A 10126-nucleotide genomic window follows, 5' to 3' on the forward strand; every position below is an offset into this window, starting at 1 on the left:
ATAGACAAACATCAGGATTACTGAAGCTGAAGAACTGAATCCCTTAAAATGATGTGAGAGTTTTTCTGAAACTTTGAACATTTGAGCACCTACCTTCCTGGTGAAGATACCTCAATCTTTACGGGACGGCAACAGATGCGACAGAACCGTGCCAATTGTTTTAGGACGCTAGGAAAAATAACATTTATAATCGTGTTTCGCGTTCTGTTGCTTGATCTTGCTGCGTAACGCTGTCTATAAAGTATTTTAGTTAAATTGTAAAGGTTATTTTTCCTAGCGTCCTTATTTAGGCATGAGACCCAATCATAACAAAAAGTACGTTGCCAGGCCCAGAAATATGGCAAAACCAAGAATGTCGGTGGTCGTGGTTAGCATAGGTCCTGCGCTAATGGCAGGATCCATGCCGAGGCGTTGGACAATGATGGGCATGCACACCCCTGCAACACCAGACCAAAGCATGATACAGATGATTGATATCCCTAAAATGAGAGATAGTGAGAGATCACGCTGCCAAAAATAGACAATACCACCAAGGGCTACCGCAAAGATGCAGCCATTCATCAACCCAACAAACATTTCTTTAGCAATTGATTTCCAGGTATTGGCTGACATCAGTTCTCGGGTGGCAAGGGCTCTAACGGTCACCGTGACTGTTTGCATGCCAGAGTTGCCACCCATAGCAGCAACGATAGTCATTAAAAACGAAAGAGCAACTTTTTCTTCAATGGATTCTCCAAACTGAGAAATGACAAATGAGGCAATGACAGCACTGATTAGGGTGACAAAAAGCCACCTTGAGCGCCAATAGGAGGTTTTAACAATAGGTGCGTGAAAGTCGGATTCTCGAACACCAGCCAAGTGCATGATATCTTCTTCTGCCTCTTCTTCAATAACATCAACGATGTCATCGACAGTAATCATTCCAACAATGCGATCAGCATGATCGATCACAGGGACTGAGAGGAGGGCATAGTGACTGAACAGCAAGGCAACTTCTTCTTGGTCCATTTCCACCGGAACTGTTTTTAGATCCGGGTCCATAATTTCCCCGACCGAAATGCTTGGGCTATGGCGCACAAGCTTATCGCAAGAAATAACACCTATCGGGTGATGTCGGGGATCAACCACATAAATATCATAGAAATTTTCTGGAAGGTCTTGGGCTTCTCGAATAAAGTCAATGACCTCTTTTGCCTTCCAAAAAGTTGGCACACAGACAAGGTGCCTTTGCATCAAGCGTCCGGCACTATCTTCTGGATACGCCAAAGCTTCTTCCAGCATAGCCCTGTCTTGAGCGGGGACGTAGCGTAAGACGGCACGTTGTTGCTTTTCGTCCAGATCTTCGATCAAGTGAATAGCATCGTCGCTTTCAAGGCTGGTAATCGCTCTTGCTACTCCCTTGGTACCCACAATTTCCAGCACTTCTTCTTTGATTGGATCTTCAATGAAGGTAAGAATTTCAGGATCGAGTCGGTGCTTAATCAGCTGCAAATAGGAACGTCGTTCCTCTGATTCAAGCTTGGAAATTAGGTCGGCAATGTCTGCAACGTGTAGTGGTTCAGTAAGGCTTTCTAACTGTGCTATGTCGTTTTTTTGGATGGCTCCAGTGATTTCAACGAGCAAACTTTCTGAGACACCATAGAGAGGCGCCTCAAGTTGGTTTTGATTTGGATCAAATTTAACGGTTTCGTCTGTCATTGCCTACCTACATGGAAACAGCTTTATTCCGATCAAACTGAAAAATCTGCTGTGTTTGCCGTCCGGCATCAACCGCAGCGAGCGCCGACATATTCACGATGCTTCGCACCGTTGCAGAAGGGGTTAAAATATGTCCAGCTTGCTTTAAGCCTAATAGTATCGGCCCAACGGGCTGGCAATCGGCAATGGCTTTGACCATGTTAAAGGCAATATTGGCAGCGTCAAGATTGGGCATTACCAACAGATTGGCTGCTCCTTCAAGTTTTGAATTAGGGAAAAGACGTTCGCGAATGGCTGGGTTAATGGCGGTGTCAGCCCGCATTTCTCCTTCAACTTCAAGATCTGGGGCCAATTTGTTAATGATTAACCTGGCAGCTTGCATTTTTTCAGCCGATGCGGAGGGGTTAGTGCCAAAATTGGCATGGGAGACGAGAGCCACTTTAGGGCTAGTTCCAAAGCAACGGACCTGCTCAGCGGCTAAGACTGTCATTTCTGCAATTTCTTGCGCAGATGGATCTTCATTGACATAAGGGTCACATAAGAAGAACGTGCCACTTCCAGTGATTAGTGCGGTGAGAGAGGCTACAGTACTTACATTAGGGCGCTTGCCTAAGATCGGCATCATATAGCGCAGGTGTCGGTTAAATCGGCCCACGGGCCCTGCTAGCATAGCATCGGCTTCCTCTCGATAGACCATGAGGGCCGCAATGGCTGTGGTATTCGTACGCACCACCTCCTTGGCAAATTCAGGTGATACTCCCCTGCGTTGCATTAGGGAGTGATAGGTCTCACAATATTCCTTGTAGCGGGGGTCACCTTGAGGATCCACCAGTTCAAAATCTTTGTCTATTTTGAGGCGCAAGCCCAGTTTACGGATGCGATAATCCACTACGTCCCGGCGTCCAATGATGACAGGTTGAGCTAGGTCTTCATCCACGACCACTTGGATAGCTTGCAGCACACGTTGATCTTCACCTTCCGCATAAGCCAAGCGTTTAGGGCTTTGTTTAGCGGCGTTAAAGACAGGTCGCATGACCAAGCTGGAACGGAAAACGAATTCTGTCAGTTTGTGTCTGTAGGCATCAAAATCCTCAATCGGTCGGGTTGCAACGCCAGTATCCATAGCAGCTCGTGCCACAGCCGGAGCAATTTTCACAATAAGACGAGGATCAAATGGTTTGGGAATAATATAGTCTGGACCAAATTGCAGATCTTCACCTGCATAGGCTTTGGCGACGATATCTGAAGGTTCAGCTTGAGCTAGGGATGCCAACGCATGAACGCAGGCCATTTTCATTTCTTTATTGATGACTGTCGCCCCCACATCCAAAGCACCCCGAAAGATAAACGGGAAGCACAGGACATTGTTGACTTGATTTGGGTAGTCTGAACGTCCGGTGGCAATGATTGCATCAGGTCGTGCTTTTTTTGCAACGATAGGGTTAATTTCAGGAACTGGATTGGCAAGGGCTAAAATGAGTGGCTTTGGAGCCATGTTTTGAATCATTTCAGGAGTGAGCAAATCCGCCGATGATACACCTAAAAAGATATCTGCATCTTGCAATGCTGAGCCAAGGCATCGAGCCTCTGTTTTGGCAGCGTATTTCTCCTTGTAGGGGTTGTTGATGTTGGGACGCCCTTCATAAACAATTCCCTTGCGATCGCACATGATAATGTTCTTTTTGGACAAACCTAGATCCACCAACAGATCCAAGCAGGCAATAGCCGCAGCTCCCGCCCCTGAGCACACCAATTTCATATCCGATAGAGATTTATCAACTAATTTCAGGCCATTTTCAATGGCCGCTGCGGCAATGATGGCAGTGCCGTGTTGATCGTCATGAAAGACGGGAATGTTGAGGCGCTTTTTGAGTTCGGTTTCAACTTCAAAGCATTCGGGGGCTTTGATATCTTCTAAGTTGATGCCTCCAAAAGTGGGCTCTAAGCTGGCAATAATGTCAACCAGTTTACTAGGTTCGTTCTCATTGAGCTCGATATCGAAAACATCGAGGCCGGCAAATTTCTTAAAGAGGACAGCCTTACCCTCCATCACTGGCTTTGACGCAAGTGGACCGATATTACCCAGGCCAAGGACAGCGGTTCCATTGGTGATGACTCCAATCAGATTGGAACGCAAAGTTAATTCAGAAGCTTTTTGTTCATCTTGGGCAATAGCTTCACAGACAACTGCGACTCCCGGGGTATAGGCAAGGGCTAAGTCTCTTTGAGTTGCAAGCGGTTTGGTTGCAACGGTTGCCAACTTACCAGGACGAGGATGGCGATGATAATCAAGTGCATTTTCGTTAAAATCTTTACTCATGAGCAATGTCCTAAAGAAATTGAAAGATTCCTCTAAACTATACTATTTTTAAGATGCTCACTAGCTTTATGTGGGGAAATGTCCTAGAATTTTTATTGGCAATCTCTATAATCCAAGCTTTTTAGCCAGCAACTCAGATCGTTATCTCTCAATGAATTTCGATATAGGAAAAATTTGTGATCACAAATAGACAACAACCCCGAGGGGGGATCGTCCAGCTCACCCTCACCACTTTTCGTTCTTATGATCAGGTCCGGCTCGATTGCGATGTATGTCCTATCGTGCTAACAGGCGCTAATGGGGCAGGAAAAACGAATATTCTAGAAGCGATTTCATGGTTATCTCCGGGTAAAGGCCTAAGGCGTGCCTCCTTGGGTGAAGTCGCCAATTGCAAAATACCGAATCGTCCCTGGGGGGTAGCAGCGGTTTTGCAAAAACATACTGCGGCCATTGATTTGGCAACCGGCTTGGATCCACAATCCCTGTTACAGGGAATAGAGCGGCGCGTGGTGCAAATTGATCAAAAACCGGTACGGGGACAGGCAGGACTTGCCGAACAAGTCAATATTTTGTGGCTGACTCCACAGATGGACCGCCTGTTTCTAGAAGGAGCTTCAGAACGCCGTCGATTTGTTGACCGTTTAGTGTATTCATTAGATCCACTGCATAGCAAACGGATACAAAGTTATGAACACGCGTTGCGCGAACGATCACGTTTGTTGCGCGATGGTCATTTTGACCCAGACTGGTTGTCGATTCTCGAGCAAAGAATGGCGCAAGAGGGTGTGGCTGTTGCAGTAGCTCGACGGGATTTCTTAAGCGAACTTTCAAAAAGTTTCAATACAAAGGATAGTATCTTTCCAACCCCTTGTGTCTCAATGCAAGGAGGAGTTGACGAGTGGTTAGAGCAAGCTGCGGCAGTTGATGTGGAACATCGTCTGGCGCAAGAACTAAAAATGCGGCGCGTTAAGGATGCAGAACGTGGGGGTACTTCAGTGGGGCCACATCGAAGTGATTTTGAGGTGATCATGGTTGCAAGCGGTCAAAAGGCCGCAGCTTGCTCAACCGGTGAGCAAAAAGCCTTGTTAATTGCCATAATCTTAAGTGCTGCACGCCTGACCATTACTCAAGGCCAGAGTGTGCCAATACTTTTATTAGATGAGGTAGTTGCACACCTAGACGCGCTACGTCGAAAAGCGCTCCTCAATGAACTAACTGAGTTGCAAGTCCAATGCTGGCTGACGGGAACTGACCGAGAACGGTTTCAATTTTTGCAAGACAAAGCCCAGTTTTTTCAGGTGGAAAACTCTACGATTATACCTCAATCCATGCTATAACCTGAATATCCCCATGGGTATTTTAGCAAAAGAGAGTATTTATATGTCACGAGAGACTTTGCCTTCAGAGGGTTACGGAGCTCATTCCATTAAGGTTTTACGAGGCCTTGATGCTGTGCGCAAAAGACCAGGAATGTACATTGGTGATACTGATGATGGATCCGGTCTGCACCACATGGTCTATGAGGTGGTGGATAATGCCATTGATGAAGCCCTGGCTGGACACTGTGACTCGATTCTTGTGCGTCTTAATGCTGATGGTTCTGTAACAGTTCGAGACAATGGTCGTGGGATTCCTGTGGGCATTCACCATGAAGAAGGCGTATCGGCAGCGGAAGTCATCATGACACAACTGCACGCTGGCGGTAAATTTGACCAAAATTCGTACAAAGTTTCAGGTGGGCTGCACGGTGTTGGTGTGTCCGTTGTTAATGCATTGTCAGAAGAGCTTGAGCTAACGATTTGGAGTGGTGGTGACGAGAATTTTATGCGCTTTCATCTTGGACAACCCGAGGCCCCACTTGCTGTTATTAATCCAGCAGATGGCAAAACGGGTACCCAAGTTAGATTTCTACCTTCTAAAGAAACCTTTTCCAATGTAATTTTTGATTTTAAAAGATTAGAATCGCGTCTACGTGAGCTTGCTTTTTTAAATTCCGGCGTAAAGCTGCTCCTTGTTGATGCTCGTGAAGCAGAAGAAAAGAATGTAAAATTGCATTATGAGGGAGGTGTTCGCGCTTTTGTTGAGTATCTTGATCGTTCTAAAACTCCGATACACAAGCCACCGCTCTCTGTCACTGGCAATCGTGATGGTATTACCCTTGAGCTTGCCATGCAGTGGACAGACAGTTACCATGAGACAACCCACTGTTTTACCAACAACATTCCCCAACGAGATGGTGGAACCCACTTGGCTGGTTTTCGAGCTGCTTTGACCCGGGTTATTAACAAGTATGCAGCTGACTATGCAAAAGCCAGCAAAAGCAAAGTGAGTTTGAGCGGAGAAGATGCGCGTGAAGGACTATCGTGTGTGTTATCGATTAAGGTGCCTGATCCAAAATTTTCTTCGCAAACCAAGGACAAACTTGTCTCTTCAGAAGTGCGCCCGGTCGTGGAAGGCCTTGTAACGGAAAAGCTTGCCCAATGGTTTGAAGAGCACCCGGGTGATGCCAAAAAGGTCGTTGGCAAAATCTATGAAGCAGCCACAGCAAGAGAAGCGGCACGCAAGGCTAGAGAACTTACCCGACGTAAAGGAGCACTTGAAGTATCCTCACTTCCTGGGAAATTGGCTGATTGCCAAGAACGTGATCCGGCAAAAAGCGAATTATTTTTAGTTGAGGGAGATAGCGCGGGAGGATCTGCTAAAACTGGCCGCAATCGACGGTTTCAAGCTATTTTGCCCTTGCGCGGTAAAATTTTGAACGTCGAACGAGCTCGCTTTGACAAGATGTTAAGCTCTGATCAAATTGGTACACTGATTACAGCCCTTGGCACAGGCATCGGACCAGAGGATTTTAATAGCGAAAAGGCGCGCTATCACAAGATCATCATAATGACAGATGCCGACGTTGATGGAAGTCACATTCGCACACTTTTGCTTACGTTTTTCTATCGCCAGATGCGCGAGTTGGTCGAGAAAGGGTATATCTACATTGCCCAACCTCCGCTCTATGGTATTAAGCGCGGCCAATCCATTGTGTATCTAAAAGATGACTATGCGCTACAGGAATACCTGGTTAACGCAGGACTCGATGGGGCAACTATGGTACTAAATGATGACAGTAAAATGGTGGGAGCTGATCTGCGCTATTTGGTAGATAATTGTGAAAAGGTGCAATCAATCATTTTGAATTTGGCCCTAAAGGTCAAAACACCGCATTTGCTTGAACAAATCTTTTTAGCTATTGATTTGGCACAAGCATCCGCTACGATGGCTGAAAAAGCACAGATGATTGCAGATCGTTTGAATTTAATGGGTGAAGGGCTGGATCGAGGTGGCTGGAGCGGAAAAATTGACTCAGAACAAAAGCTCATTCTAACGCGCACGACCTTAGGTGTTTCCGAAACTTACACCTTTGATCTTGAGTGGATTGTTGAATCTTTTGAAGAACATGTGCAAGGGCTATTGCAAGGCGTAGCACCTCTATTTGCTCAACCTGCTTCTTTTGAGATTAAGGACAAAAAAACACCTATTTACGGGCCAATGTCCCTGGCTGATGCAGTAATTGCACAGGGACGTAAAGGATTTACCATTCAACGTTACAAAGGGTTGGGTGAGATGAATGCTGAAGAACTGTGGGAGACTACATTGGATCCTGAGGCGCGTATCTTGCAACAGGTGACCATCAAACACGTCAATGATGCTGAAGAAGTCTTTTCAACGCTGATGGGAGATGTGGTTGAACCACGCAGAGAGTTTATCCAAAAGAATGCTTTGAATGTTAAGAATTTAGATGCTTAACGACTTCTTCCCTCTATTACAACTTTTCTTGACTCAAAAATTGGAGGTTACTTTGCACCCATTCCTTATTAATAGCGTACCAGAGGTATTTTCTGCTGAGTAAACACCGAATCTTGCAGGTGCATTTTCTTCAATGCAACCTCATTAAGGTATAGCGCTAGCCCTTTCACTCGTTCTACCGGAATCTGCCCTGGAGGGGTACCGGTAAGAACCTGCAAAATCAATCGTCCTGTTTCTTGACCCACTTGATACTGGTCGTTGGCTACTGCAAACGTTGCCCCTCTTTTTACAGAATCAGGGTCACTCGCCATGGTAGGGATGTGATTCTCTTCAGCCACTTTTAGCAGAGATTCGAGCGCAGAAACGACAGTGTTATCGTTTGGAATATAAATTGCATTAACGACCCCCACTAAACGCGTTGCTGCTGTAAGGACTTCACTCGTTTTGCTAGCTACAGCTCTGATGACTTTGAGTCCCTTTTCATTTGCTAATTTTGCAAAATGATCAGACTGGATAACCGCATTGACCTCACCCGGATTATAGATCACTCCCACAGTTTTGACGTCGGGCAAAACGCTCAGCAGTACTTCAATTTGTTTTTCAACTGGCGGAGCATCAATAGTCCCAGTAACATTCCCGCCTGGAAGTTGCAAATTCTCAACAAGCCCCGCTCCAAGCGGATCCGTGACGGCACTAAAAACGACCGGAATAGATGATTCCTGAACAACGCTTTTCACAGTTTGTGCTGAAGGTGTTGTAATGGCAACAATGACATCCGGACGCAATCCAACAAACTTGTTAGCGATCTGAGTAGCTGTGGCAATATTACCTTGAGCATTGTCGTAAATGACCTTCAATGACACTCCTGCCTTTTTCTCAAAGTCATGGAGAGTATTTTCGATACCTCCTCGGATTTTATCAAGTGATGGGTGCTGCACGATTTGCGTAATACAGACAATACGCTCGGGCTCTCTTTCGGGGGAAGTGGGCTTGAACCCAAAATACATTGCCCCGGCAAGTACCAGTACCACGAGGCATAGCAACAGAACAAATTTAGATGGCTTTAATGTAGAATTTTGGTTGTAGCGAGTCATGTCTCTCTCTTTCTTTCAAAAATGACAACAACGGATTTAGGCAAGCAGATTGAAGCAGTATCTGCCATCGCCAACCCGGGGCTAGAAAGAGAAAATTCCAAAACATAGTGTATAATTTGTCCATAATGTTCACTATGAGCAAAATTCATTCCGCTGTCAATCCCTTGGACAACGACTGTTGGGGCTGGGGGAAATGGGTAGCCTGGCATGACGACCGTATTGGTTTCACTAAACGGCCTTGAAATGATCACTTTGAGCACACCAGGACATAGATTCCAATCACCAGTTTTGTGAAAATATCTCATGTTAACCTTTTATTAACTTTTTCACAGCATAATGCCCAGTGTTGTAAGTGTTATTTAAAGGAGAGTATAAATGATAAAAAATAGAGTCGATAATGTAGATGTGCGTAATACATTTGAGTTTGAAAAGTCGGTTATCAAACGACGCGTATTATTCGTAGAACAGAACACTGAAGCTACCCAAAAACTGTTGGAAATACTGGCTGAAATGCCACGATATCCTGTCACAACAACAGTTGCACCAGTTGATGTCATTGAACAAATTCAAATCAATCAGTTTGATGTTGTGATCATTGATAATTCTACCCCCCAACCTCCTCAATGGGATGTACTGCATAAGTTGTGTGACATTCTCCGGGAACTGCCCATCATCGTCTTATCGGGCGATGAATCTCAGGGTATTAAGGCCTTACGAATCGGCGCCAAGGATTACCTTATTGAATCGGAGGTAAATCCAAGATCTCTTGCCCGGACAATCAGGTATACTTTGGAGCACAGCTCTGTTCTTAGAGATCTCAAACGCGCTAAGCTACAGGAAGAATCCGCCAAGGCACAATCGGCACACCTGTTAGATCTTAGCTCTCAACTTAAAGCCCCAATTCATGTTCTACTGGGTTTTACTGAGGTGATGCATGAAGGGCAATTGGGATCCGTGGGATGCGCAAAGTATGAAGACCATATTGCCGATACACATAAATGTGCAACTCACTTGAGCAGTTTGCTCGATAATTTATTGCAAGCAAGCGATGCGCAAACAGCCCAATAATGTATCACTACCCCAACCACAAAGCCAGAGAGAAGTTAGGAATTGCAAGACTTTTAACTAACTTAAAGTATTCTGTAGAAAATAATTGAATTTTTTAATTTGTTTAAAGATCTTTTTTCGATTAACTAGATTTTTTTAATCCAAAAAG

The 10126-nt window shown here is 45.3% G+C and carries 7 protein-coding genes; 3 read left to right on the top strand and 4 right to left on the bottom strand.

Translation table 11 applies throughout. The features are described from left to right. Positions 1-303: 303 nt before the first annotated feature. Together mgtE and ABFQ95_05525 are read right to left on the bottom strand one after the other, a co-directional pair. Positions 304-1698 carry a magnesium transporter gene (gene mgtE / locus ABFQ95_05520; protein MEN8236983.1) on the bottom strand — a complete coding sequence of 465 codons (1395 nt, stop codon included), beginning with the start codon at positions 1696-1698 and terminating at the stop codon, positions 304-306. Positions 1699-1705: 7 nt separating this feature from the next. Beyond that, positions 1706-4018, bottom strand: a complete 2313-nt coding sequence (locus tag ABFQ95_05525) for an NADP-dependent malic enzyme (protein MEN8236984.1) — start codon at positions 4016-4018, stop codon at positions 1706-1708. 176 nt (positions 4019-4194) lie between these two features. On the opposite strand from ABFQ95_05525, the gene recF reads away from it, so the two are divergent. Both recF and gyrB read left to right on the top strand, forming a co-directional pair. After that, positions 4195-5355, top strand: coding sequence for a DNA replication/repair protein RecF (gene recF, locus ABFQ95_05530; GenBank protein ID MEN8236985.1), 1161 nt, complete (start codon positions 4195-4197; stop codon positions 5353-5355). Between the two features lie 43 nt (positions 5356-5398). Continuing rightward, positions 5399-7816: a DNA topoisomerase (ATP-hydrolyzing) subunit B gene (gyrB, locus tag ABFQ95_05535; GenBank protein ID MEN8236986.1), complete on the top strand. Its 2418-nt coding sequence runs from the start codon at positions 5399-5401 to the stop codon at positions 7814-7816. 68 nt (positions 7817-7884) lie between these two features. Here the strand turns inward: gyrB and ABFQ95_05540 are convergent, their stop codons facing one another. Further along, on the bottom strand, positions 7885-8910 hold the full coding sequence (locus ABFQ95_05540; GenBank protein MEN8236987.1) for an ABC transporter substrate-binding protein: 1026 nt from the start codon (positions 8908-8910) through the stop codon (positions 7885-7887). Beyond that, the gene (locus tag ABFQ95_05545) at positions 8907-9215 is read right to left on the bottom strand and encodes a hypothetical protein (GenBank protein ID MEN8236988.1); all 309 of its coding nucleotides are present in this window, start codon (positions 9213-9215) and stop codon (positions 8907-8909) included. Before ABFQ95_05545 ends, ABFQ95_05540 begins: the two co-directional genes overlap by 4 nt. Before the next feature lie 70 nt (positions 9216-9285). Between ABFQ95_05545 and ABFQ95_05550 the strand changes: the two genes are divergently transcribed. Continuing rightward, a complete protein-coding gene (locus ABFQ95_05550) occupies positions 9286-9978 on the top strand; it encodes a response regulator (GenBank protein ID MEN8236989.1) in 693 nt (230 codons plus the stop codon). The last annotated feature ends 148 nt before the right edge of the window (positions 9979-10126 follow it).

Source organism: Pseudomonadota bacterium (genome assembly GCA_039714795.1).
Classification (GTDB): Bacteria; Pseudomonadota; Alphaproteobacteria; order JAGOMX01; family JAGOMX01; genus JBDLIP01.